Annotated in this window: 19 protein-coding genes and 1 pseudogene; 11 read left to right on the top strand and 9 right to left on the bottom strand. The window is 63.5% G+C overall.

Annotation, left to right across the window (positions count from 1 at the left end):
- The first annotated feature begins 113 nt into the window (after window positions 1-113).
- A complete protein-coding gene (locus QCE48_RS20915; RefSeq protein ID WP_309783881.1) occupies window positions 114-1,643 on the top strand; it encodes a sugar ABC transporter ATP-binding protein in 1,530 nt (509 codons plus the stop codon).
- Complete coding sequence (locus QCE48_RS20910; protein ID WP_309783880.1) at window positions 1,640-2,695, top strand: ABC transporter permease; 1,056 nt, start codon at window positions 1,640-1,642, stop codon at window positions 2,693-2,695. The genes QCE48_RS20915 and QCE48_RS20910 overlap by 4 nt, the downstream gene beginning before the upstream one ends.
- A gap of 57 nt (window positions 2,696-2,752) precedes the next feature.
- Here QCE48_RS20910 and QCE48_RS20905 read toward each other — a convergent pair whose 3' ends face one another.
- Entirely contained in the window at window positions 2,753-3,592 is an 840-nt protein-coding gene (locus tag QCE48_RS20905; RefSeq protein ID WP_309783879.1) for an EAL domain-containing protein, read from the bottom strand.
- Between the two features lie 301 nt (window positions 3,593-3,893).
- On the opposite strand from QCE48_RS20905, the gene QCE48_RS20900 reads away from it, so the two are divergent.
- The gene (locus QCE48_RS20900; RefSeq protein ID WP_309783878.1) at window positions 3,894-4,880 is read left to right on the top strand and encodes an AraC family transcriptional regulator; all 987 of its coding nucleotides are present in this window, start codon (window positions 3,894-3,896) and stop codon (window positions 4,878-4,880) included.
- 24 nt (window positions 4,881-4,904) lie between these two features.
- On the opposite strand, the gene QCE48_RS20895 is transcribed toward QCE48_RS20900, so the two are convergent.
- From QCE48_RS20895 to QCE48_RS20880, 4 genes are all read right to left on the bottom strand, one after another.
- A complete protein-coding gene (locus QCE48_RS20895; RefSeq protein WP_309783877.1) occupies window positions 4,905-5,630 on the bottom strand; it encodes a DeoR family transcriptional regulator in 726 nt (241 codons plus the stop codon).
- A gap of 336 nt (window positions 5,631-5,966) precedes the next feature.
- Window positions 5,967-6,845, bottom strand: a complete 879-nt coding sequence (locus tag QCE48_RS20890; protein ID WP_309783876.1) for an ATP-grasp fold amidoligase family protein — start codon at window positions 6,843-6,845, stop codon at window positions 5,967-5,969.
- 311 nt (window positions 6,846-7,156) lie between these two features.
- Window positions 7,157-9,508 carry a filamentous hemagglutinin N-terminal domain-containing protein gene (locus QCE48_RS20885; protein ID WP_309783875.1) on the bottom strand — a complete coding sequence of 784 codons (2,352 nt, stop codon included), beginning with the start codon at window positions 9,506-9,508 and terminating at the stop codon, window positions 7,157-7,159.
- A 201-nt stretch (window positions 9,509-9,709) separates the two neighbouring features.
- A complete protein-coding gene (locus QCE48_RS20880; protein ID WP_309783874.1) occupies window positions 9,710-10,198 on the bottom strand; it encodes a nuclear transport factor 2 family protein in 489 nt (162 codons plus the stop codon).
- A 77-nt stretch (window positions 10,199-10,275) separates the two neighbouring features.
- Between QCE48_RS20880 and QCE48_RS20875 the strand changes: the two are divergent.
- The 6 genes and pseudogenes from QCE48_RS20875 to QCE48_RS20850 all read left to right on the top strand — a co-directional run.
- Window positions 10,276-10,593: pseudogene (locus QCE48_RS20875) on the top strand (DNA-binding protein); the annotation flags it as partial.
- Window positions 10,594-11,142: 549 nt separating this feature from the next.
- Window positions 11,143-12,474, top strand: a complete 1,332-nt coding sequence (locus tag QCE48_RS20870) for an ATPase (RefSeq protein WP_309794311.1) — start codon at window positions 11,143-11,145, stop codon at window positions 12,472-12,474.
- Window positions 12,475-12,615: 141 nt separating this feature from the next.
- Window positions 12,616-12,765 carry a hypothetical protein gene (locus QCE48_RS20865; RefSeq protein WP_159462911.1) on the top strand — a complete coding sequence of 50 codons (150 nt, stop codon included), beginning with the start codon at window positions 12,616-12,618 and terminating at the stop codon, window positions 12,763-12,765.
- A 248-nt stretch (window positions 12,766-13,013) separates the two neighbouring features.
- Window positions 13,014-14,006 (top strand): LacI family DNA-binding transcriptional regulator, encoded by a 993-nt coding sequence (locus tag QCE48_RS20860; protein WP_309785036.1) that lies wholly within the window; start codon window positions 13,014-13,016, stop codon window positions 14,004-14,006.
- A 124-nt stretch (window positions 14,007-14,130) separates the two neighbouring features.
- Window positions 14,131-15,927 carry an IlvD/Edd family dehydratase gene (locus QCE48_RS20855; RefSeq protein WP_309783872.1) on the top strand — a complete coding sequence of 599 codons (1,797 nt, stop codon included), beginning with the start codon at window positions 14,131-14,133 and terminating at the stop codon, window positions 15,925-15,927.
- A gap of 25 nt (window positions 15,928-15,952) precedes the next feature.
- On the top strand, window positions 15,953-17,140 hold the full coding sequence (locus QCE48_RS20850) for a fumarylacetoacetate hydrolase family protein (RefSeq protein WP_309783871.1): 1,188 nt from the start codon (window positions 15,953-15,955) through the stop codon (window positions 17,138-17,140).
- A gap of 87 nt (window positions 17,141-17,227) precedes the next feature.
- Here the strand turns inward: QCE48_RS20850 and QCE48_RS20845 are convergent, their stop codons facing one another.
- The 3 genes from QCE48_RS20845 to QCE48_RS20835 all read right to left on the bottom strand — a co-directional run bounded on the left by QCE48_RS20845 (window position 17,228) and on the right by QCE48_RS20835 (window position 21,521).
- Window positions 17,228-18,631, bottom strand: a complete 1,404-nt coding sequence (locus QCE48_RS20845) for an NCS2 family permease (RefSeq protein WP_309783870.1) — start codon at window positions 18,629-18,631, stop codon at window positions 17,228-17,230.
- A gap of 319 nt (window positions 18,632-18,950) precedes the next feature.
- Entirely contained in the window at window positions 18,951-20,684 is a 1,734-nt protein-coding gene (gene ggt / locus QCE48_RS20840) for a gamma-glutamyltransferase (RefSeq protein WP_404982340.1), read from the bottom strand.
- Between the two features lie 75 nt (window positions 20,685-20,759).
- Window positions 20,760-21,521 carry an SDR family NAD(P)-dependent oxidoreductase gene (locus tag QCE48_RS20835; RefSeq protein ID WP_309783869.1) on the bottom strand — a complete coding sequence of 254 codons (762 nt, stop codon included), beginning with the start codon at window positions 21,519-21,521 and terminating at the stop codon, window positions 20,760-20,762.
- 259 nt (window positions 21,522-21,780) lie between these two features.
- Here QCE48_RS20835 and QCE48_RS20830 point away from each other — a divergent pair, with 259 nt between their 5' ends.
- Window positions 21,781-22,254 (top strand): VOC family protein, encoded by a 474-nt coding sequence (locus QCE48_RS20830; RefSeq protein ID WP_309783868.1) that lies wholly within the window; start codon window positions 21,781-21,783, stop codon window positions 22,252-22,254.
- Window positions 22,255-22,273: 19 nt separating this feature from the next.
- On the opposite strand, the gene QCE48_RS20825 is transcribed toward QCE48_RS20830, so the two are convergent.
- The gene (locus tag QCE48_RS20825) at window positions 22,274-23,146 is read right to left on the bottom strand and encodes a LysR substrate-binding domain-containing protein (RefSeq protein ID WP_404982338.1); all 873 of its coding nucleotides are present in this window, start codon (window positions 23,144-23,146) and stop codon (window positions 22,274-22,276) included.
- A gap of 402 nt (window positions 23,147-23,548) precedes the next feature.
- Between QCE48_RS20825 and QCE48_RS20820 the strand changes: the two genes are divergently transcribed.
- On the top strand, window positions 23,549-25,231 hold the full coding sequence (locus QCE48_RS20820; protein ID WP_309783866.1) for a peptide ABC transporter substrate-binding protein: 1,683 nt from the start codon (window positions 23,549-23,551) through the stop codon (window positions 25,229-25,231).
- Window positions 25,232-25,242 lie beyond the last annotated feature (11 nt).

Below are 25,242 nucleotides of genomic sequence, written 5' to 3'. Positions count from 1 at the left end.
GGGGCGGTGGCCCACCTGCCTACCCACCCTGTCTGTGGGTGGGGGGGGGGGGGGGGGGGGTTGTGGGTTTGGCAGCCCCCCCCCCCCCGGCAGTCGACAAGCAAATCAAGGCCATGATGAATTCAGCACCGCTTCTCGAAGTCGTCGACATTCACAAGCGCTTCACTGGCGTCTATGCGCTGCGCGGCGTGAGCCTCTCGTTCAGGCGCGGGCAGATCTACCATCTGCTCGGCGAGAACGGCTGCGGCAAGAGCACGCTCATCAAGATCATCTCGGGCGCACAACCGCCCGATGAAGGCGAACTCGTGATCGAAGGCAAGCGTCATGCGCGGCTTTCGCCGCTCGAAGCGCTTTCGGCGGGTATCGAAACGGTTTATCAGGACCTGTCGCTGCTGCCGAACATGAGCGTCGCGGAGAATGTCGCGCTGACGTCCGAACTCGCGGAACACGCGGGACGCCTCGCGCGCACGTTCGATCGCCGGGCGCTCGCGGCAACCGCTGCGCGCGCGCTCGAAGCCGTGGGCCTGCCTGGCGACGCCGATTTCCAGGCGACGCTCGTCGAACAGCTGCCGCTCGCGACGCGCCAGCTCGTCGCCATCGCGCGCGCGATTGCGAGCGCGGCGAAATTCGTCATCATGGACGAGCCGACGACTTCGCTCACGCAGAAGGAAGTGGACAACCTCATCACGGTGCTTGCGAAACTGCGCGCCGACGGCGTTGCGGTGCTGTTCGTGAGCCACAAGCTCGACGAGTGCTACGCGATCGGCGGTGAAGTGATCGTGTTGCGCGACGGCCAGAAAATGGCGCAAGGTCCGATCCAGGATTACACCAAGGCGCAGATCAGTGAACTGATGACCGGCAAGCATCTTTCGACCGAGCGTTATCGCGAGGCGGGTGCAGAAGCCGCGCGCGAGATCGTGCTCGACGTGAAGTCGCTCGGTCGCAAGGGCCAGTTCGCCGATGTGTCGTTCGCGTTGCATCGCGGCGAGATTCTCGGCGTGACAGGGTTGCTCGATTCCGGTCGTAACGAACTCGCGCGTGCGCTGGCTGGCGTCGCGCCGTCCAACCAGGGCACGGTGACGCTCGACGGTTCGCTCGTGCGTCTGCATTCTCCCGCCGATGCCAAGCTGCAGCGCATCGGCTATGTGCCCGAAGACCGCCTGAACGAAGGGCTCTTCCTCGACAAGTCAATCCGCGACAACGTCATCACCGCGATGATCTCGAGTCTGCGCGACCGCTTTGGACAGATCGACCGCAAGCGCGCGCAGGAACTGGCCGAGCGCACCGTGAAGGACTTGCAGATCGCGACGCCCGATGTCGACAAGCCAGTGCAGTCGCTCTCGGGCGGCAACCAGCAGCGCGTCCTGATCGGCCGCTGGCTCGCAATCGATCCGCGTGTCCTGATCCTGCACGGGCCGACCGTCGGCGTCGACGTGGGATCGAAAGACATCATTTACCGCATCATGCAGCGGCTCGCGCAGACGGGTATCGGCATCATCCTGATCAGCGACGATCTGCCGGAACTGCTGCAGAACTGCGACCGAATCCTGATGATGAAGAAAGGCCGCGTCGCGAACGAATATCGCGCCGAGCAGATGGCGGAAGCCGATCTTTATCACGCTCTACTTTCCGAGGCAGCATGAGCGAGTCCGTCCGTCGTGCATCGCATGAAGCGATGCCGCAATCCGTGCAGGAGCTGGCGCCGCGCGTGCGGCAACTGAGCTGGACCGCGCGGCTGATGCGCAATCCCGAGTGGTTCACGGTCGCGCTGATTCTGGTGACATGTTTGATCGTCGGCACGCTGAATTCGCGCTTCTTCCAGTTCGCCACGCTCTTCGACCTGCTGCATTCCGGCACGACCGTGTCGCTTTTCGCGCTCGGCACGCTGGTCGTGCTGGCATCGGGCGGGATCGACGTGTCGTTCACCGCGATCGCCGCGCTCACGATGTATTCGCTCACCAAGGCCGTATTCGCGTGGTGGCCGGATGCGCCGTTCGCGCTGATCCTGGTGGCGGGCGCGCTGGGCGGCGTCGTGCTCGGCATCGTCAACGGGTTGCTCGTGCATCGGCTGAAGGCGCCCTCGCTGATCGTCACGATCGGCACACAGTACCTTTACCGCGGTTTGCTGCTGACGTTCGTCGGCACGCAGTTCTTCATGAACATTCCGCACAGCATGGATAGCTTCGGACGCTTGCCGCTCTTCTTCTATCACACGGCCGACGGTTTGCGCGCGGTGTTGCCGGTGTCGGTGCTCGCGCTCGTGATCGCGGCCGTCGTGACGTGGTGGCTGCTCAACCGGACGATGATGGGACGCGGCGTCTACGCGATGGGCGGCAGCCTGCCGATCGCCGAGCGGCTCGGCTACAACCTGCGCGCGATTCACCTCTTCGTGTTCGGCTATACGGGGATGCTCGCGGGCGTCGCCGGCATCCTGCATGTATCGACGAACCGGCTCGCGAACCCGTTCGATCTCGTCGGCACCGAACTCGATGTGATCGCGGCCGTGATCCTCGGCGGCGCGCGCATTACCGGCGGCACGGGGACCGTCGCGGGGACGCTGCTCGGCGTCGTGCTCGTGACGCTCATCAACAGCGTGCTGATTCTCGTCGGCGTACCGAGCACGTGGCAGAAAGTGATCATCGGCGCGTTCATCCTGATCGCGGGAACGCTGTTCGCGCTGGGCCGCAGGAGCTAACGGCCCGTCCGTGGCACGACGCGAGACGTGCCACGGTTTGCCGACGCGTGATGGCGTCTAGTTGAAGGGCCTCACCGCCTGCAGAATTGCGGTTTGCGGGCGTGCGATGTAATAGCCCTGCACGAAGACTTCGGGATGCAGCGCGAGCCAGCGTAGCTGTTCCATCGTCTCGACACCTTCGACCACCACCAGAAAACCCATTCGATCCAGTAACTGAAGGATGCTGGTCAACAACGTGCACGCACGCGTCGAAGCCGGGACGCCTGCGATGAACGCGCGGTCCAGTTTGATCGTCTGGATGCGCGTGGACCCCAGCATCGCAAGTGATGAATACCCTGAGCCGAAATCGTCGAGTGCGAAGCGCACGCCCAGCTTTTCGAACGGGCGCGTGTAGTCGCTGACATTCAATACCTGCGACGCGTTTTCGGTTTCGAGCAACTCCAGCTCGATGAGCGAGGGCTCGATCTGGTTACGCGAACAGGCCTCCACGATGCGTTCACTCAATTCCCTGTCAGCGAGTTGTGACGGCTGGATGTTGATGGTGGCGCGCGCCGACGATACTCCACTGTGCTGCAGGCCGGCCAGTTGGTGGCAGGCCGTCTCGAGCACGAAATAGCTGATCGCCCGCGCGGTAACGGTGTCTTCCAGCGCTGTCATGAAGCTGCCGGGAAGAAGCACACCGAGTTCCGGGTGCTGCCACCGGATCAGACATTCCACGGCCAGCAGATCGAGTGTCTTTGCCTTCACGACGGGCTGATAGGCGACCGTGAATTCGCCGTCGCGCAAGCCCTCACGCGCGCGTTGAGGCGACAGGCTGCCTCCAGGATGTGTGGAGGCCATCGTGCGCAGGATGTCCACCCTTTCCCTGCCGTTCATTGGATGTTGAGTATCGTTCACGAGGCATCCCTGCAATCGGTGAAGTGAAGAGAGCGTCTGCATGCGCGATGCGCAACAACGCAAGGCGACATGGACGGTAAGCATTTGCTTACGTCGCGGGCATCGATGCAGAACGACTGTTGTTGACGGCCCTGCTATAAGCTCATACAAAACCCCTTGCCGAGTTTCGCTTGTTCGTGTATCACTTACACGTGATGATAAATTCGGAGTTCGAAACGTTGCGTTGATTGATTGATCGAAATAGTCTTCCTCGCTTTAGTTGCAAGAATGTACGTTACGACACGATGTTCGCTTTCCTGCCGTGTCCAGGAAATGTCAAAATGGGGCTGATAAATGGTCAAATGTTGACACGGCAAGCCGGGAGGTGAGCATGCGCCGGAATACCATGAATGCGCTGCCGTATTCCGGCTCGATTCCTGAGATCCGGTACAGCAACCGTGATCGTCCCGATATGCAGATCGAGGTCCTGTCGCTATCCGATCTGATCGCGCATGTACCGCCCCATCATTTCGATCATCCGCAGCGCCCCGAATTTCACTTGCTGATTCTCTGCCTGGAAGGCAGCGGCAAGCACTGGATCGATTTCGTTCGCTACGACTGGACGCCGTACACGATCTTCCATATCCGGCCGGGGCAAGTGCAGCAGTTCAGGTTGCAACCCGACATGGAGGCGAAGATCATCTTGTTCACGCCGATGTTTCTGGCGTCGGAGATGGGCGCTCCGGACCGGAGCGCATGCGGCAGTCTGACGTGGCGCGTCCGGCCTGCCACGGTGCTGCATCCGCCGCGGCGGCCTGAATGGCGGGCGATCGAGGACATCTACCTTCTTGCGGAGGAATATCGCGAGGCCGACGGTTCCGCGCTGTCGGAGAGAGTGCTCCAGCTTCAGCTGCAGGCGCTGATCGTTCGGCTCGTGCGCATTTCGGACCAGGCGGAAGCGGTTCTTCCAGTACCCGATGGCGCGCACCGCACTTATCTGCGCTTCATCGAAGCGCTTGAGCAGCGCTACATGCAAACGCGGCGCGTCGAAGACTATGCGGCAGCGCTCGGCTATACCACGCGAACCTTGACGCGCGCGTGTCTGGTGGCGAGTCAGTCGACGCCCAAAAAGCTGGTCGAGAAACGTGTCGCTCTGGAAGCGAAGCGGCTGCTCGTGCATACCGACCTCTCGATCAAGGTCATCGCTCAAGAAGTCGGGTTCGGGGAAGACACTAACTTCGTGAAGTTCTTCCGGCGTATGGAAGGCGTCTTGCCGAGTGCGTTCAGAGTCCGGTTTCGGGTGAGGTGAGGCGGCGTTACTCGCGGCGCGACATCACTTCGCGCGTCGAACGGCTTGCCCGCCCTCGGTGATGATCGAGTCGAAGTCGTCGAGTTGCGAGAAGCGCACGGCCTTCACCTTGCCGAACTTGCTCGAATCGACGACGAGATGCCGTTGCACCGCGCTCGCCATCGCCGCCTGCTTGATCGCGACCTCGTGAAAGTTCCAGCAGGTCACGCCGCGCGCTTCGTCGACGCCACCCGCTGACAGAAACGCCTTGTTGATGCCCATGCGGCGCAGCGTTTCGACGCTCTCGTCGCTCGCGAACGAATCCGACGACGGCACGTAGACGCCGCCCAGCAGGATCATCCGCACGTTTGGCCTGCGCCGCAGGATTTCCGCCACGTTCAGCGAATAGCAGACGACCGTGAGGTGCATGTCGGCGGGAATCTGGCGCACGAGCGTAGTGAGAGTCGTGCCGCAGTCGATGAAAACCGTTTCGCTGTCCACCAGCAAGCGCGCCGCCACGCCGGAAGCGTCCGCTTTCGCCTGCGCGAAGTGGTCCTTTTCTTCTTCGATGGTGTAGCCGGCGGCGTTGGGTACGTCCGCGGCGCTCACGATGTAGCCGCCGAGATACGTGAACTGCGCCGGGCTCGCGGCGATGTCGCGCCGCACGGTCATCTCGGACACGCCGAGCAGCGTCGCGGCATCGCGCAGACGCATCACGCTCTGATTTTCGAGGGCACTGGCAAGCAGTCGCAGACGATCGGTTTTTGCCATCGGAGGGCCCGCGGTCGAACGCCGAAGGGCGCCGCGCGCAGTGTTAGATTCTGGTCGGATGATGAAAGAATTATAACAACGCAAGTTGAGAATGAGGGCGGAAGCGGGCGGGTACGGGGTAAATCCCGAGTCGGGTGGGGATGGGTGGTTTCTTGCAAAAGAAACGTGCTGCAAAAAACGAAGCGTACCGACGCGCGAGGGCCGCATCAGAAGGCCAATGCGTCTGGCTCGCGCAGAAGCAGGCTATTGAAGAGAGGCGTTGCCGTGCCGGGCCAAGAGCAAGAAGGACCCATGCGCTCTGCGAGCGGCCGTTGACTCCGGAAGAGGGGCGTTACTTCAATGCGCGCGCTCGACCTGAAGGTACTTGCCCCATTCATAGTCGACGCTATCGGGCCGAAGCTGAGACACACCCGCGCCGGGCGTAAAGGTGAGTTCGCCAAAATAAACCTTGCCTTTTGGCGCATAGAGGTCGACTCGAACAAACTGGAATTCCTCCGCGAGCCGCTCTGCGATATCGAGAAGCATGGGGAGATTCTCAGGCCGCGGATTCGGAGACTTGCTACGCGCGAAGCGTCCAAGACCGATATCGAGCGGATTCCATTCAGTGTCGTAGAAGTCACCGCGCGGCTGCTCTCCGAATCGATCGGAAATGACGGCGATGAACACGTTCTTGCGACCGCTTTCATCTTTGAAGAAATAGATCTTGTAGTCAGCGGGGACAGCGTCGGATTCATCCAGAAGCAAGGTTTCGAAAAAAATCCGATGCTTGATAGCGCGGTAATGCCGCTCGCGTGCCACCCGATAGAAATCGATCGCCAGCCACTGAGTGGCAAGGGCCGACAATTCTTCGAAGCTGACTTGCGACTTATCTTTAACGACCTTGACGAAGCTGCTCCCGTGATTCGCCTTCATTACAAAAGCCGGTGGAAGCGCGTCGAATATTTCTTTGGTGAACGACTCGGGTTCTGCAATCAGCGGTATCAGATATTGTTCGCCTATCTTGGATCGCACGTAGTCGCGAACGGTGAGCTTGTCGGTTAAATCGGCGTATCTCGGATCAGGATGGAGGCAGCGGTAAAGGATCTTTTCGTTGTAGGTAGTGGGCTTCATCAGGTTCGGAAAGCGCCCGACCTTTTTTCGATGATGCATGCTCAGATAAACATAGTCCGGCAACAAGCCCTTCGCGACGCCGATAAGTGTTTTAGATAATGACATGCAGCACTCCGTTATGCGCCGATTCGGCGAGGGCAAACGCGCAGAGTGAACGTAGGCACATACGAAAATCCCTCGGAATTACCACGCTACGTTTCTGCGTAGGCTCTCCTGCCTCCTGACCGGGCTCCGGCCGTTTGGAGGCTGCTGGAAGAATACAGAGTCAATGTAAGGATACAGAAAGCAGTACAAGAATAGCGAAGTTCGGACCAGTGCGAACGCGGATTTGTACCTAGTCGATCCGAACTTCCATGCTGCAACGCGGCAAATGAATTCCGTAACGTGGCGCGCGTCCTCGTGCCGATCTGCAACGATCACTGCGCGAGCTGCCATTTCAAGACTGGATGCGTCGCGCCTGCCGGCATGGCCCAGACGCCGTTTGAACCGAAGTCCCAAGTGGGTCCGAAGGACGCAGGATTGCGCATTTGTGCCGACGTCAAGCCATTGGCTGCGGGCATCAGCGTGCCACTGCCGACGCCATTGTCGTGGCCTGTCGCCGTCCGGTCCCAGAACACGTCGGCGGTGATGGTTCCGTAGTTACCGGCCGCGATGGCGCCCGACGGATAGCCGCCTGGCCCAACGTGCGCGGTGACGAATGACTGTTCGATCCGTCCCGAGTTGTAGTCCGCGATCCCGCCGTTCTCCAGCGTGCCGATCAAACCGGTTGCGTACGATTGCCTGACGGTTCCCGAGTTGCTGTTCACGAGACCGCCGCCATACGAATGCGTCCCGCCGAGAATGTCGCTGTCCGCGAACGATTGGACGATCAATCCGCCGTTGCTCTGAGCCATCCCGCCGAACGATCCCTGATAGCCGAAGCTGGCGCTAACCGACGATCGCGCGATGACGCCGTCGTTACTCACCACGAGTCCGCCGCCACCCGACGTCGCGATGCCGTCCGAGATGACCGACCCCGTCGCATGCACGTTGACGATCAGCCCCTGGTTATCGCCGGCGAGCAGGGCGATCGGTGAGTTGATCGCGCCCGCCCCCGAATCCACGATACCGATGTTGCGCACGATCCCGCTTTTTCCGATCGTTGGAAACAGCGCGCCGTAGTCGTCGTGCGATCCGTTGTCCAGCAGCGGCAGCAGCGAAAGCCCGCTGATTTCATGGCCCATGCCGTCGAGTTGTCCCTTGAACGTCGAGTCGGTTGCCGTGGCGATCCGCACGCGGCCACTTTCGCCCTCGGCTGGCGCGATGTCCTTGCCCAGCGCATAGACGCCGGAGAGATCGGAGGAGATTCGCTTCAGGTCGGCGATCGAGTTGATCAGCTTGTAGGCTGTCAGTTGCGTTCGCAGACCGCTATAGGGCGCCGCATGCCAGTCGGGATTGACGCGTGTGTGGCCCGCCGCATAGCGGCCGTTCATGTCATAGAGCGCCGCGACGGTGCCCGTGCTCTTCGACCAGTCGATCAGGCCACGATTGATCACGCTGCCACCGTTGTCGACGCCGGGAGCGTCCGCGCGCAAGGTCAGGTTGCCGCCGCCGGCATTGGCGACCGCGACGTTCCGGCCGATCCACACGCTGCGTCCGGCGTTGAGCGCGAGCGACGCGTTGCCGCTCCATCTGAGATCCGACAGCACGGCGATGTCGCCATGCGGATCGGCGGCGTCGACCGTGACCGACGTGCCGCGCGACAGGTTGCGCGCGATCGTCGACGCTTTATGGGGACCCGCGATGAACGAAGGCGTGCGCAAGTGCCACTGTGCGGCGTCGACGGACACGTAGTCGAGATCGAGCGTGCGCGCCTGAAACTCGACCGTGCCGCCCGTGCCGTCCGCATTCGACGCAACGATATGCCCGTGCGTACTCACTTCGCCTTTGTCCGCGACGAGCCAGACGTGTCCGTCGCGTTGCGTCGTTCCGGTGGCGCGAAGCTCGCCGTGCTTCCCGGCGAGCGCGAAGACGTTGCCGTCGGCGGCCTGCAGGCTGATCTGTGCGGCGGCGATCGTGCCCTTGTCGATGACGTTCCCGTGGCTGCCCGCCCGTACAAACACTTGCGGTCCGCTCGCCGAATCCTTCAGCAGCACTTCGCCGCCCGCGGCAAGCTCGGCCGTGCCGCGCGGCGCGTCGATCGAGCCTGCGTTGGCCGTCGTCGTGCGCGAGATGAGGAATACATCGCCGCCGCTCGAACTGATCGCGCCCAGATTGACGACGGCACCGCACCCGTCGCCATCGAGGATGAGGGCGCCGCCCTTCATGAATGCGTTGCCGTCGATATCGAGCGCAGAGGCGACGAAGCGCCCGCCGGTCGTGACGATTCCGCTCGGGCCGATCAGCACGCCTTGCGGATTGACGAGATAAAAGCTGCCTGTCGCGCTGAGCCTGCCGTCGATCAGCGACCCGGCCGCACCGCTCACGCGGCTGAGGGTTGCGCCCGAGCCGTTGTCGACATTCACGCTATTGCCTCTGCCGATGGAAAAGCTGCGCCAGTCGATGACGGCGCGTGGCGAACTTTGCTTGATGTCGAGCGTGCCGCCTTGCGTGCGAATCGTGCCGGCGCCCGCGACGAAGTTGCCGCCTTGAGGAAGCGGTCCGGCGGCGTGTGCGGTCGCCGCGATGCTTATCGACGTGAAATGGGCGAGAAAGAAGAGCCGGTGCGATGCGTCGGGCAGACGGTGCGCGCGACGGGGCAGCGCCGCATTTGATCGGACGTGCGTCATTCTCGATTCTCCCGCGAATGAGGCAGGCGGTGCTTTTACCAGCGAAGCGGGTGGCGTCGCGTGCCGGACAAGGGCTCACGTAAGGTTATAGCAGACGATCCGAAAGCCGCACGCGACGCATGTCCACGAAATCCGCCAACATGATGCGCGGATACGACCTGCCATTTCGGACAAGAGGATCGGCGACCGAGCCACGCCGCATCACGCGGCGGGCTTGACCCATTGACTGCGCCACTTCGGCGCCTCGAAGGGATCCGAAAAATACTGCGTCTCATGAACGACTTTGCCGTTGCGGAACTCCATGATGCTCACGACGCATGACGTCCGCCCCGTGTATGCGATCGTGTATTCGGTGATCCAGAGTTCGCCCTTGCCCAGAATTCGCCTGACGTCGAAGCCCGATGGTTTGTCCGGATGATGACCGCGCAGCGCCTGCAAGTTGCTTCGCCCGACGATCCGCTCACCTGATTGAGGATAATCGCAGACGGCATCGTCATCGTAGATTTCATGTTCTGCGTCGAGGTCGCCCTTTGATGACGCATCCCAGTGCGCATTGAGCGCCTGCGAATTTCTTCTTCCGACATCGATTGCCTCCAGATACGGTTTTGCGCAACCAGCGCGCGCGAAACCCGCGCGAAACCTGCGCCACTCGCGGCCGCAAGGCCCGCCTGCGCTTCGCTCCCGCAGCACAACGGGGAGTGCGGACAGTGTAGTAACGTATAGACCAACTTCAGTTCAAGTCTGCCACACTGATTTCCGAGGCGCCTATGTCCGAAGACGCAGCCAGCATGACCGACGAATACATCGCTTCGATCGCGGATCGCATGATCGACGAAGGGCGTCGAGTATCTCCCGTGACCGTTTGGTCGGAACTCAATACCGGATCGATCGTCGAGATTGCCGCGGCGTTGCAGCGATGGCAGGCGGCGAAGCAGCCTCCCGCGTCGCAAGTCCAACCGGCGGCCGAAGTGCCGGAAGAGATCGCCGGAACGCTCATGGAGGCCGCGAGACGCTTGTGGGCAGCTTCGCGCGAAGACGCCGAGCGCGTGCTGAATCAGCGCATGCACGCATTGAGCGATCAATTCGCTTCGATCCTTGCCGAGCGGGATGAAGCGCTCGGCGCGTATCAGAAGACGCACGAGCAAGCGGCCCAGGACCGCCGCGATCTTGCCCTCGCGACGGAGCGCTCGCGTGCTTCCGAAGACTCGGTTCGCGCGCTTGAAAACGCGCTCGCGGCGGCCAACGCGCGCGGGGAAGCGGCTGAGGCTCGAGCGGCCGAACTGCTCCAGCGCGTTGTCTCGGCGGAAGACGGCCTGCAGGCCGCCCGCGCGTCGATCGACGAGCAGCGCCGGGCGCAGGAGGGATTGATCGCCGAAATCTCGAACAGGAACGACGAGATGGCGCGCGTCAGCGAGCAACGCGACGGCTTGCAACAGGAGCTTGCCACGCTCGGCGCCGCGTGTCAGGCGAAGTCGGAAGAGGTCGAGCGATGGAGCCAAGAGGCAAGCGCGGCGACTTCCCGCGCGGAAGCCGCCGAGGCGGCGGCCGCGTCGCAGGTGAGCGATGGGCTCGCGAGGATCCGCGCGCTCGAATCGGAACTGGACGCTGCACGCAGCGCGCTTGACGTCGAACGCGTGGCGAGCGACGCCCACGTCGACGAACTCGGGCGCCTCACCCAGGCGCATGAGGCATTGAGCGCGGTCACCGCGAGCAGGAACGACGAACTGGCAGCGGCCCTTCGGGAGCGCGACCAAGCGCGGCAGGAAATTGCCACGCTCCACGCCGCGTGGCAGGCGAAGTCGGAAGAGGCGAGCGCGGCGACTTCCCGCGCGGAAGCCGCCGAGGCGGCCGCGGCACAGGCCAGCGAGGCACTCGCGAAAGTCTCCGAGCTCGAATCCCAACTGGAAGCAGCGCGCGGCGCGCTTGAAGCCGAACGCGCGGCGAACGCTGCGCACATCGACGACGCGGCAACGCGCCTCAACGAACTCGAACGCCTCGCCCAGGCGCACGATGAGTTGGGTGCCCTGGTCGCGAGCAAGAACGACGAGTTGGCCCGGACGACTCAGGAGCGCGACGAAGCGCGGCAGGAAATTGCCACGCTCGGCGCCGCGTGTCAGGCGAAGTCGGAAGAGGTCGAGCGATGGACCCATGAAGCAAGCGCGGCTTCTTCGCGCGCGCAAGCCGCGGAAGCGGCGGCCGCGCAGGCGGGAGAGCGCCTCGCCGAACGCGCCGTGGTGGAAACCGAACGGGAGTCGGCTCATCGCGCAATGGCAGCGGAACTTCAGGCGTCGCGCGACGCGCTTGCCGACGAGCGCAAATCCGCCGCGTCGCGGGTCGAAGAAGCATCGGTCCGGATTGAGGAGCTGGAGCGCGTTACGCGCGAACTCGGGCAGGCCCGTGAGCAAATCGCGGCGCTGAACGGGCACGACGCGGCGGCAGGCGCCGAGTTGCGGGCCGTCGCGCAAGAGGTCGCCGCCGCAAGGGAACGCGCGGATGCCGCGGAGCTTCATGCCGCCGAACTGGAACACCGCCTCGCAAAGCGGGAGCACGCCGATGCCGCGCTTAAAAGCGTGCCTGGCCGCGAGATAGAGATTCGGGCCGTCGGCGGCGCGAGTGCCGATGAGGTCATCGCGTTGCAGCGTCAGGTGACGGCGCAGGCCAGGGCGCATGAGAAGGCGTATGGCGATCTGCGCACCAAGGCCGAACAGTGGGTGTCGTATGCGAAGGATCTCAAGCAGCGGCTCGAACAGGCGAACGAGGAGAACTTGATCATCAACGCGCGAAGCGTCGGCGAGGTCGCGCTCATGCGAAAGCTCTCCTCCGAACTGGAACGGCTGAAACCGGATCACGAACTGGTGTTCCGGGAGGCGCAGCAGAGTCTGATCGGCGAGAAGATGGCGCAACAGCTTGCTCAGAAGGGATACCGCTACGACCCGGCGACGGCAATAATTTCAAAGATGAAGTGAGAGCGTTCGGCAGACGAAAGGTCCCAAATTTCGTTGCAAAACAACCCATTGGACGCTGTTGTTTTTTAAAGATAGGTTGCGCTGCAGCATAAAAGGAGTATTATCAGGGTTATCCCTTAGCTACTTACCCGGATAACCGCCATGAAGACCACCGCTCAAACCTCGATTCTCGTTTCCTTCGGCTCCTGGCTGCGCAATGCCATGGCCGTCACGCGTCGCGAATGGAATCGCGCGCTCGACCTGCATGTCCAGAACTGCGAAATCCTCGTCGACGCTTATCGTCGCAAGTAAGCCGTAGCGGCCTGGCGCCGCTGCTGGCTGGATCGAGAGAAAATCGTCGTGAGACGTAAAAGGGCCGCAACGTGTGTTGCGGCCCTTTTTTTTGGCTCGCGGACGCGGCAGGAGCCGTGAATGAGGCCTGCCGTATCATGACGGGCAGGCCTTCACTCACGATCCGGACCAAAATTTCCCCGATGGGCAACTTCAGCACCTCCGTCGACGCCGCGCGTCAATCCGTCGTCCCGAGCGCGCCGGCGCGCATGTCCGACGTCGCGCGTCTCGCCGGCGTATCGAAGATGACGGTTTCGCGCGTGCTTGCGGGACACAGCGTCGCACCCGCGACGCGCGAGCGCGTGCAGCAAGCCATCGACGAACTCGGATACGTCGCCGATGCCGCCGCTGGCGCGCTGTCCTCGGGGCGCTCGGAGTTCGTCGCCGTGCTGGTGCCGTCGCTTGCCAGTTCCAATTTCTCCGATACCGTCCGCGGCCTGACCGCAGCGCTCGAACCGCACGGCCTCCAGCTGCTGCTCGGCGACACCGATTACGACCTCGATCGCGAAGAACGGCTCGTGCGCTCGATGCTCCGGCATCAGCCGCGCTGCGTCGCGCTCACTGGGGCGCAGCACACCGCCGCGACGCGCGCGCTGCTGCTGCGCTCGGGCATTCCGGTGGTCGAAATGTGGGACCTGCCGGCCGATCCGATCGACGCGGCCGTGGGCTTTTCGAATGCGAAAGCCGCGCGGGAGATGGTGCGCTATCTCGCCGCGCGCGGTTACCGGCGGATCGGCTTCATCGGCGGCGCGGGCGATTTCGACCGGCGCGGTCTGGAGCGGCTGAAGGGGTATCGGCAGGAGATTCGGGCGCTCGCGCTCGGCGAACCGCGCGTCGTGCGGCTGGGCGATTCGCCGGTCACGATGAGTCACGGCGCGCCCGCGCTCGATGCGCTCCTCGATCAGTGGCCCGACACGGACGCCGTCATGTGCGTGAGCGACATGTCCGCGTTCGGCGCGATCATGCAGTGCCACCGGCGCGGCCTCTGCGTGCCCGGCGACATTGCCGTCGCGGGATTCGGCAACTTCGAAGTGTCCGCGTGCTCGCATCCGACGATCACGACCGTCTCCGTCGATGCGCACGGCATCGGCTTTCGCACCGGCGAAACGCTGCTCGCCGCACTGAACGGCGATCGCCCGCCGGCGCACGCGTCCACGAAAGTGAACATCGACTACACGGTGATCCCTCGGGAAAGCGCCTAAACTGGTGAAGCCGCGCGACGCCGCGTGCTAACATTGGAAAAATGTTACCGGTAACGAAAAACTGCCGGAGTCGAACGAACGCACTCGATGCGTCGTCGGAAAACAACTCATGGAGATGAGCACGATGTCCCAGCCCAGCACACCGCGCGGCGCCCGGCGCCTGCGCAGCCAGGAATGGTTCGACGATCCCGCCCACGCCGACATGACCGCGCTCTACGTCGAGCGCTTCATGAACTACGGCCTGACGCGTGAGGAATTGCAGTCGGGCCGCCCGATTATCGGCATTGCGCAGACGGGCAGCGATCTCGCGCCGTGCAACCGCCATCACATCGAACTCGCCGCGCGCACGAAGGCGGGCATCCGCGACGCGGGCGGCATCCCGATGGAATTCCCGATGCATCCGCTCGCCGAGCAGAGCCGCCGTCCGACCGCCGCGCTCGATCGCAATCTCGCGTACCTCGGGCTCGTGGAGATTCTGCACGGCTTTCCGCTCGACGGCGTGGTGCTGACCACCGGCTGCGACAAGACCACGCCCGCGTGCCTGATGGCGGCGGCCACCGTTGACATGCCGGCCATCGTGCTCTCGGGCGGTCCGATGCTCGACGGCTGGCATCAGGGCAAGCGCGTCGGCTCGGGCACGGTCATCTGGCACGCGCGCAATCTGCTGGCGACGGGCGAAATCGACTACGAAGGCTTCATGGAACTGACGACGGCCTCGTCGCCTTCCATCGGCCATTGCAACACGATGGGCACCGCGCTTTCGATGAACAGCCTTGCCGAAGCGCTCGGCATGTCGCTGCCCGGATGCGCGAGCATTCCGGCGGCGTATCGCGAACGCGGGCAGATGGCTTACGTAACCGGCAAGCGCATCGTCGACCTCGTGCGCGAGGACGTGCGCCCGTCGCAGATCATGACGAAAGCGGCTTTCGAGAACGCGATCGTGGTGGCGTCGGCGCTCGGCGCGTCGACCAACTGCCCGCCGCATCTGATCGCGATTGCGCGGCACATGGGCATCGAACTGAGTCTCGACGACTGGCAGCACGTTGGCGTCGACGTTCCGCTGATCGTGAACTGCATGCCGGCCGGCGAGTATCTCGGCGAAAGTTTCCACCGTGCGGGCGGCGTGCCGGCCGTGCTGCGCGAACTGGCTAACGCCGGTCTCGTGCATCGCGAATGTCCGACCGTGTCGGGCAAGAGCATCGGTGAGATTGCCGACGCGGCGCCCGAGGCGGACGGCGACGTCATCATGACCGCCGCCGAGCCGCTCAAGCACGGCGCGGGTTTTATCGTGCTGTCGGGCAATTTCTTCGACAGCGCGATCATGAAGATGTCGGTCGTCGGCGAGGCGTTTCAGCAGACTTATCTGAGCGAGCCGGGCGCGGAGAACACCTTCGAAGCGCGCGCCATCGTCTTCGATGGTCCCGAGGACTATCACGCGCGCATCAACGATCCGTCGCTCGACATCGACCAGCACTGCATTCTCGTGATTCGCGGCGTGGGCACGGTCGGCTATCCGGGCAGCGCCGAAGTCGTCAACATGGCGCCGCCCGCCGCGCTCGTGAGAGAGGGCATCACGTCGCTGCCGACGATGGGCGACGGCCGGCAAAGCGGCACGTCCGCGAGTCCGTCGATTCTCAACATGTCGCCGGAAGCGGCCGTCGGCGGCGGGCTGTCGCTGCTGCGCACGAACGACCGCATTCGCGTCGATCTGAACGCGCGCAGCGTGAACGTGCTCATCGACGAAGACGAGCTCGACAAACGGCGCGCCACGATGCACTTCGAGTTTCCGCCTGCGCAGACGCCGTGGCAGGAACTGTACCGGCAGACGGTCGGCCAGCTTTCGACGGGCGGCTGCCTCGAACCCGCGACGCTGTATCTGAAAGTGATCGCCGAGCGCGGCAACCCGCGCCATTCGCACTGAACCCACTTCATCGGAATATCTCTTCATGTCCGCGACATCCGAACCCAGTTTCCTCCCTGACGATCTCGACCAGGCGCTGCTCGTCGGCCGGGTATGGCGCAAGACCGACCGCTTCGAAGGCCCGTGCGTCGTGGCCGTGCGCGGCGGCGAAGTGTTCGACATCACGTCGGCCGTGCCGACCACCGCCGATCTCTTCGAACGCGCGGATGCGGCCCGCGTCGCGCGCACGGCGCCCGGCGAGTCGCTCGGACGCGTCGACGCATTGATGGCCGCAAACGTGCCCGGCGCCGCGACGCCCGCCGTGCGGCTCCTCGCGCCCTGCGACGTGCAGGCGATCAAGGCGTGCGGCGTGACCTTCGCGGTGAGTCTGATCGAGCGCGTGATTGAAGAGCAGGCGGGCGGCGATCCGGCCAAGGCGCGCGAAGTGCGCGAGATGATCGCCGCGACGATCGGCACGGATCTCTCGAAGATCGAGCCCGGCTCCGAAGCGGCAATGAAGCTCAAGGCCGAACTGGAGCGGCGCGGCGCGTGGTCGCAATACATGGAAGTGGGCATCGGTCCGGACGCCGAGGTGTTCTCGAAGTCGCAGCCGATGTCGGCGGTCGGTTTCGGCGCCGATGTCGGTTTGCTCGCGGCATCGACCTGGAACAATCCCGAGCCGGAGATCGTTCTCGCGGTGAACAGCCGAGGCGAGATCGTCGGCGCGACGCTCGGCAACGACGTGAATCTGCGCGACATCGAAGGCCGCTCGGCGCTGCTGCTCGGCAAGTGCAAGGACAACAACGGCTCGTGCGCGATCGGCCCGTTCGTGCGTCTCTTCGACGACACGTTTACGCTCGATACCGTGCGCGCGTCGAGCGTTTCGTTGCGCGTCGAGGGCACGGACGACGACTTCGTGCTCGACGGCGTGAGCCACATGAGCGAGATCAGCCGCGACCCGGCCGACCTCGTCGCGCAGACCTGCGGCGCGCATCATCAGTATCCGGACGGATTCATGCTGTTCCTCGGCACGATGTTCTCGCCGATCAAGGATCGCGACACGGAGGGCGGCGGATTTACGCACCACCTCGGCGACCGCGTCGTCATTTCGACGCCGCAACTAGGCGCGCTCGTCAATACCGTGCGGCTCTCGACCGAGATCGAACCGTGGACGTTCGGCGTGCGCGCGTTGTACGGGAATCTCGCGAAGCGCGGGTTGCTTGGCGTGGGGTGAAGCAACTTCTTTACAGCATTTCGACGGAGCGCACGAACCGGATGCAATCAAACGCACCCGACGCGCGCCCCGTCGTCGCATCATCGCCTAAATGGCCCATCCGCCAAGATAGAACACCGCGAGCACGAGCGCGATCAGCACGGTCCCCACGTTCAGCTTGCGATATTCCCCCGCGACGACCCGCCCGATCACGAGCGTGCTGAAGCCGAGCATGATGCCCGTCACGATGTTCGCCGAGAGCACGATGAACACCGCGCAGACGAGGCCCGACATCGCATCGACGGTATCGTCCATGTGGAGCTTGCTCACGTTGCCGAGCATCAGCAGGCCGACATACATTAGCGCGGGCGCCGTCGCGTAGGAAGGCACGAGTCCCGCGAGCGGCGAGAGGAACATCACCGCCAGAAAGAGCGCGCCGACCACCGCGGCCGCGAGGCCCGTCTTCGCGCCCGCCGCCACGCCCACCGACGACTCGATGTAGGCCGCCGCCGGCGCGCCGCCGAAGCACGCCGAGAAGATCGAGCTGATCGAATCCGCCGTCAGCGCGCGGCCGCCGTTCACGATGCGGCCGTTTTCGTCGATCTGGCCCGCCTGGCCCGCGACCGCGCGGATCGTGCCGGTGGCATCGAAGACCGCTGTCATCACGAGGGCGAGCACGCTCGGCAGCACCGCCATCGACAGCGCGCCCTTGATGTCCATCGCGCCGATCAGCGAAGCATGGCCCGGTGCAGACAGCGAAGGCAGCGCAAAGATGCCGTGAAAGCGCACGGACGGATCGAAGGCGAGGCCGATCGCCGACAGGCCGACCACCACCAGCAAAATGCCGCCCGGCACGCGCCGGCGCTCCAGACCGAAGATCGCGGCGAGCCCGAGAATCGACATCATCACCGGGAACGCGTTGATGTGCCCGAGCGACACCGGCATGCCCGGCGCGGGATTCTTGACGATCAGCCCGACATCGTTCGACGCGATCAACAAAAGGAACAGGCCGATGCCGATGCCCGTGCCATGCGCGACGCCCGTCGGCAGATTGCGCAGGATCCACGAGCGCACGCCGGTGACGGAGATCGCGGTGAACACGAGGCCCATCAGGAATACCGCGCCCAGCGCGACCGCCGGCGAAAGTCCCTTGCCGAGCACGAGGCCGAACGCCGTGAACGCGGTGAGGGAGATCGCGCAGCCGATCGCGATCGGCAGGCGCGCCCAGACGCCCATCAGGAGCGAGCCGAATGCAGTCGTGAGGCACACGGCGACGAACACGGCGCTCGTGTCGAAGCCCGCCTTGCCGAGCATGCCCGGCACGACGAACACCGAATAGACCATCGCAAGAAACGTCGTTATGCCGGCGACGACTTCGCGTCGTTGCGTGCTGCCGCGAGCGGAAATGCCGAAATAGCGGTCGATGAAGCCGCCGCGTTCGGCGGACTCCACGGATTCCTCGCGATCGATTGATGTGATGTCGGCCAGCGGCCGGGCGGGGGATTCCATCATGAGCTGCTCCTTTATCAGCACGCTGAAACGGCTGGTTCCGGGCGCAGACAAGCGCGCGGGGCCGTCGTCAGGGTCGTCTCGTCTGTGTAGTTTTGGGTTCGATCCGCGCCAGCAGCAGGGCTGGACTCGGTCAGGACAGAGACTAGGGGAACACAAGTCACGATCCAATCTCAAAAAAGGCATGCCGCGCATGCCGGCATCCTTATAAGTCTTGCGGGGCGGGCGCTAGCGGCCGATGCCCCCGATGCAAACCCCAATGAAAAAAGGCCAGGCGCGCGGCCTGGCCTTGCTGCGAACGTCGGGGTTTACGTGGACAAAATCACCGGAACACGCGCGATACGCCTCGTCCGCGCGGATCGGACATCGGCTCGGGCGTATCGCCGTCGATGCGGATCGCCTGGATGTCGCCGTTGAATCCCTGCATCGTGAACGTGTAGCCCTTCGCTTCGAGCGCTTTCACCACTTCCGGATCGAGCGCGTGGTACGGCTCCTGATAGATCGTGTTCGGTGGCAAGAGCTGATGATGAAAGCGCGTCGCGCCGACGGCTTCCGGCAGCGGCATCGAGAAGTCGTATACGTTGGAGAGCACCTGGAAGATCGACGTGAAGATGCGCGAACCGCCCGGCGTGCCGATGACCATCGCGACCTTGTCGTCCTTCGTGAGGATGGTCGGCGTCATCGACGAGAGCGGGCGCTTCTTCGGCGCGATGGCGTTGGCATCGCTGCCGACCACGCCGAACATGTTCGCGACGCCCGGCTTCGACGAGAAGTCGTCCATTTCGTCGTTCAGCACGATGCCCGTGCCTTCCGCGACGACGCCCGAGCCGAAGTAGCCGTTGATCGTGTACGTGTTCGATACCGCGTTGCCCCATTTGTCGACGACGGAGTAGTGCGTCGTCTCGGCCTTCTCGGGCATCGTGGTGCCGAGCCCCGGCTGCACGCTCTTGGTGTCGGAAGGCGTGTCGGGATTCACTTCCTGCGCGCGCTTCAGGATGTAGTCGTCGTTGGTGAGCTGCGCGACCGGCACCTTGTAGAAGTCGGGGTCTCCGAGATACTGCGCGCGGTCCGTGAACACGCGCTTCTCGATTTCCGCGACGAGGTGGATGTACTGCGCCGAATCAAGCGGGACGTTCTCGAACTTGTCCTTCAGGTCCGCCTTCATCTTCAGCAACTGCACGAGGCCGATGCCGCCCGAGCTAGGCGGCGGCGCGGTGATGATCCGATAGCCGTTCCAGCTTGCGAGAATCGGCTGGCGCCACACCGCCTTGTAGTCTTTCAGGTCGCGCTCGGTAATGAGGCCGTGGCCCTTCATCGACGCCGCGATCAGTTCGGCCGTCCGGCCTTCATAGAAGCCTTTCGCGCCGTTGTCGGCGACGCGCTGCAAGGTCGCCGCGAGATCCGGCTGCTTGAAGACCGTGCCCTGTTTCATGCCGCCGAAGTAGAGGTCGAAGTTAGTCTTGCCCGCGAACTCCTTCGACGCCTTGTCGCGCCGGTCCTGCAACTGGTCGTCCACTTCGAAGCCGTTCTGCGCATACGCGATCGCGGGCGCGAGCACCTGCTTCCACTTCAGCTTGCCGAAGCGCTTTTGCGCCTCCCACATGCCCGCGACCGTGCCCGGCAGGCCCACCGCGCGATGGCCGTACAGGCTCATGCCCTTGATGACCTCGCCCTTGTCGTCGAGATACATGTTCTTGGTTGCCGTGAGCGGCGCGCGCTCGCGATAGTCGAGAAAGTACGGTCGATGGTCGACGTAGAGCGTCATGAAACCGCCGCCGCCGATGTTGCCCGCTTCCGGATACGTCACGGCGAGCGTGAAGGCGATGGCGACGGCCGCATCGACGGCATTGCCGCCCTGCTTGAAGATTTGCTCGGCGGTTGTCGCCGCGTATTTGTCCGCGACGGCCACCGCCGAAGCGGTGAGTACCGCCGGCTGGGTATCGGCTTTTGCGTAGGCCGGCGTGGTCTCGACGAAGCCCGTCGATACGAAAAGCGCGGCGGCCGCGACCGCGCCGAGCACCGATGAGCGCATGCGTTGTTCCAGTTTCGACGACATCCCTTCTGTCTCCTTGGCTTGCGGTGAAGATGGGCTTATACCATGATCGCGGCCGCCGTCGGAAATGCAGGAGGCTTACGGCATCAGCTGCCCGCCGTTCACGTCGATGATCTGGCCCGTCACGTAGCGCGACATCGTCTCGGAGGCGAGATACAGGAACGCGCCGCTGCAATCGTCGGGCTCGCCGATGAAGCCCATCGGAATCGACTTGCGGAACGCTTCGAGCTGCTCGGGCGACGTGAAGCGGTCCTGGAACGGCGTCTGGATCACGCCGGGCGCCACGCCGTTCACGCGGATCTTGTCGGCCATGAGTTCCTTTGCCATGCCCTTCGTGAGCGTGCTGACGAAGCCTTTCGACGCCGCGTACAGCAGCGCGCCCGGGCCGCCGCCATTGCGTGCCGCGACCGACGTCACGTTGATGATCGAACCGCCGCCATTGGCGCGCAGCGACGGCAGCGCCGAGCGCGTGAATGCCACGACCGAGCGCGCGTTGATGTGCAGGACTTCGTCGAAGAGTTCGTCGGTCACGCTTTCCAGCGGCTCGCGCTTCACGAGGCTGCCCGCGTTGTTGATGAGCACGTCGAGCTTGCCGAATTCGTCGGCGACTTGCGCGACGGCGGCGTCGATCGCCTTCGTGTCGCGCACGTCCGCGCCGACGGTGATCGCGTTCACGCCGAGCGCGCGCACTTCCTGCGCGACGGCGTCGGCGGCTTCCTTCGACTGGTTGTAGTGAATCGCGACGTTCGCGCCGTAGCGGCCGAACGCGCGCGCGGCCGCCGCGCCGATGCCGGTGCTGGCTCCGGTGATCAGGACCGTTTTGCCTTTCAGATCGTGCATGAGTGCTCCCGAGATGCGTGGATGAAGAAAACAGCCCGCCGCGAGAAGCGGACCGCGATGCGCGGACGAGCGATTCGAAAAATCGTCGCTGCCTATTCTGCACGCACATAACGCGTCGGACTATCATTTGCGCCTAAAATTCATCGGCGATCGGGGTTGCGCCGGGCCGTTCGCCTTAGGCAAAAGCGTTATGCTTGATCGTTGAGCAAGGCGTTGCAATGCATCACGCAAGCGATCCGACAACGAACAGGAGACAGCGATGAATGCGAAGGTCGATCCGATTCCCGAGGGCCGCCACGGCGTGACGCCCTACATGACGGTAGCGGGCGGCGCTGCCGCGATCGAGTTCTACACCAAGGTGTTCGGCGCGACCGAAGCGTTCCGGCTCGCTGCGCCGGGCGGGCGGGTCGGGCACGCGGAACTGTCGATCGGCGGCAACGTCGTCTATCTCTCCGACGAGTTTCCCGAAATGGACGTGCGCGGGCCGCTCTCGGTCGGCGGCACGCCCGTCACGCTGCATCTGTACGTGGAGGACGTCGACGCGGTCGCGCAACGCGCCGTCGACGAAGGCGCCACGCTCGTTCGCCCGGTCGCGGACCAGTTCTACGGCGACCGCGGCGGCAAGCTGCGCGACCCGTTCGGCCATCTCTGGTGGATCGCGACGCATATCGAGGACGTGTCGCCGGAAGAGATGCGCGTGCGCGCCGAGAATCTTTTCGGCGACGCAGGCTGACGACGCGCGAGTCGAGCGCTCAGTCGTCGAACGAGTAACGCTCGATGACGCGCAGCACCGACTCCCTGAACGACGCGACCAGATCCGAACGGATGCCGCTGCTCGGATACGAGAGCGCGTACTCGTATTCGATCGCGTAGTCGGCGGGCGTCTCGAACGGCCGCACGACGACGCCGTGCGCGCGCCACACCTTCGCCGCGAACGGCTCGACGATCGACACGCCGAGCCCGCCCGCGACCATCGCATAGCGCGTATGGGCGGTGTCGGTGAGCACCGTGTAGTTCGGGCGTTCCTCGGCGGCGGAAATGGTCGACTGCTCGGCCTCGTAGGCCTGCCGCGAATTCGGCAGCCAGCCGATGATCCGCTCGCCGCGCAGGTCCTGCGCGCGCACCACTTTCTTTTTCGCGAGCCGATGGCCGGCGGGCATCGCGCATAGCGCACGCATGCGCAGCAGCGTCTGCACTTCGATGCCCGCGATAGCCGGAAACGCCTGGCTGATCGCGACATCGGCCTTGTGGTTCTGCAGGCTCACGAGCACTTCGGGCACCTTCACGGAGTCGACGCGAATTGGCACGCCCGGATGACGCTCGACGAAGTCCGCGAGGATCGGCGGCAGGAGCGTGGTCGCGAGCACCGGCATGCACGCGACGGTGAGGCCTTCGGAGGCTTCGTCGCGGATCATGTCGGCGACCTGCTTGAGCCGCTCCAGCCCGAGGAAATTCTCCTCGACCGACTTGTAGAAGCGCAGCCCCGCGGTCGTGGGATTCAGGCGGCCGCCGATTCTACTGAACAGGCTAAAGCCGAGGTCGGCTTCCAGATCGGCGATCAGGCGGCTGATGGCGGGTTGCGTGACGTGCATCTTGCGTGCGGCACCGACACTCGTGCCGGTCATGATGAGACTTCGAAAGGCTTCGATCTGGCGAAAACGGATCATTCTTGACTGAAAGCATGGATTGCAAATTCGGGACTCGAATCTTATAGGAAACAAAGACTTACTGCGCCGCTCAAATGGCGCTAGCACAACGGAATGCGCGATTTGTCAAGAAAACGTCGCAAGTATGCGCAAATCACATGGCCTATAAGCACATGTGAGTGGATTCCGCCTTATTGTTGTTAAATACTCGCCGCCAAACTGAATTACTGCCAGAAGGCGACATCGGCGGAACGTTAGGCAGGCTAAGAATCGATTCGGTCGAGTTTAGCCAGCCAAGGCTAGACGACGTTCCGTCAATATGAATCGGGCCGATTTCGCTCGGCCTGCTACAACAACATGAGACAAGGCAAGAGGATTCCCATGACGCTTTTCGTCGTTCCCGCCATCCAGCCCGCGCATCGCGCGCGCGATTCCCGCTCAGGCAATTCGACACCGCGTCGCCGCGCCATCTCCGCGATACTCGCTGCCTCGTTCGGCGCCGTCGCCCTGTGCGCGCAAGCCGCCACCGTCCCGCCGGGCGTGCAACTCGCGGCGAAACAGGAACTGGTGCGCAACAACGCGGCGGAAGTCGAAACGCTCGATCCGAATTTCGTGGAATCGGTGCCGGCCAACAACGTGTCCGAGGACCTGTTCGAAGGTCTCACCGCCACCGACAACGAAGGCAACGTGCAGCCGGGCGTCGCAGAAAAGTGGGAGCAAAAAGATCCTACGACGTGGATCTTCCATCTGCGCAAGAACGCCAAATGGTCCAATGGCGAGGCCGTCACCGCAAACGATTTCGTGTACGGCTGCCAGCGTCTCGTCGATCCGAAGCTGGCGTCGCCTTCCGCCGGGACGTTCGGCAAGTTCCTGATGAACGGCGCCGAAATCATCGCGGGGAAGAAGCCCGTGAGCGAACTCGGCGTGCGCGCGATCGACGCGAACACGCTCGAAGTGAAGACGCCGTATCCGGTGCCCTTTCTGCCCAGTCTGGTGTCGAACACGACGCTCGGTCCCGTCAACAAGGCCGCCGTCGAAAAGTATGGCCGCGACTGGACGAAGCCCGGCAAGCTCGTGAGCAACGGGGCGTTCGTGCTGAAGGAATGGCAGGTCAACAGCAAGCTCGTGCTGGTCAAGAACCCGAATTACTGGGACGCGTCGCGCGTGCCGCTGACGCAGGTCACGTATTTGCCGATCGAAGATGAGAACAGCGACCTGAAGCTCTTCCAGTCGGGCGAGAACGACTTCATGATGCAGTTGCCGTCGGGCACCTATGCGAAGTACAAGCAGCAATTCCCCGCCGACATCAAGAACTCGCCGATACTCGGCCTGCGCTATTACTCGTTCAACAATAAGGACCCGCTCCTGAAGGACGTGCGCGTGCGCAAGGCGCTTTCGATGGTCATCGACCGCGACCTTCTCGCGCAGCGCGTGACCGCCGACGGCCAGCTTCCCTCCTACGGCGTGATGCCGAAGGGCATCAAGGGTGCTGACGTGACGGCTTACGACTGGTCGTCGTGGCCGATGGCAAAGCGCGTCGAGGAAGCGAAGAAGCTGCTGGCCGAAGCGGGCGTGAAACCCGGCACGAAGCTGCGTTTCGCGATGAACACGAGCGAATATCACAAGAAGATGGCGATTTTCGCGGCATCGGAATGGAAGACGAAGCTCGGATTGGATACCGAGATCGAAGCGATGGAATTCAAGGTGCTGTTGAAGAAGCGTCATTCCGGCGACTATCAGATTGCCCGCAACGGCTGGGTCGCGGACTACAACGACGCCACGACGTTCCTCACGCTCGTGCAGTGCAATTCGGAACAGAATGACAACTTCAGCTGCAATCCGAAGGCCGACGCGCTTATCAAGGAAGCGAACGCGACGACCGATCAGGCGAAGCGCACGCAACTGCAAACCGAGGCGGCCAAGCTTGCAATGGACGACTATCCGATGCTGCCGCTCCTGCAATACACGCTCGTGCGGCTGGTGAAGAGCTATGTCGGCGGATACTCGCTGAAGAATCCGCTGGACCGCTATAACAGCAAGGACCTCTACATCGTCAAGCATTGATGTCGATGGCG

The organism is Caballeronia sp. LZ024 (genome assembly GCF_031451455.1).
GTDB classification, from domain to species: domain Bacteria; phylum Pseudomonadota; class Gammaproteobacteria; order Burkholderiales; family Burkholderiaceae; genus Caballeronia; species Caballeronia telluris.
This window is presented reverse-complemented; position numbering and strand designations above follow the sequence as displayed.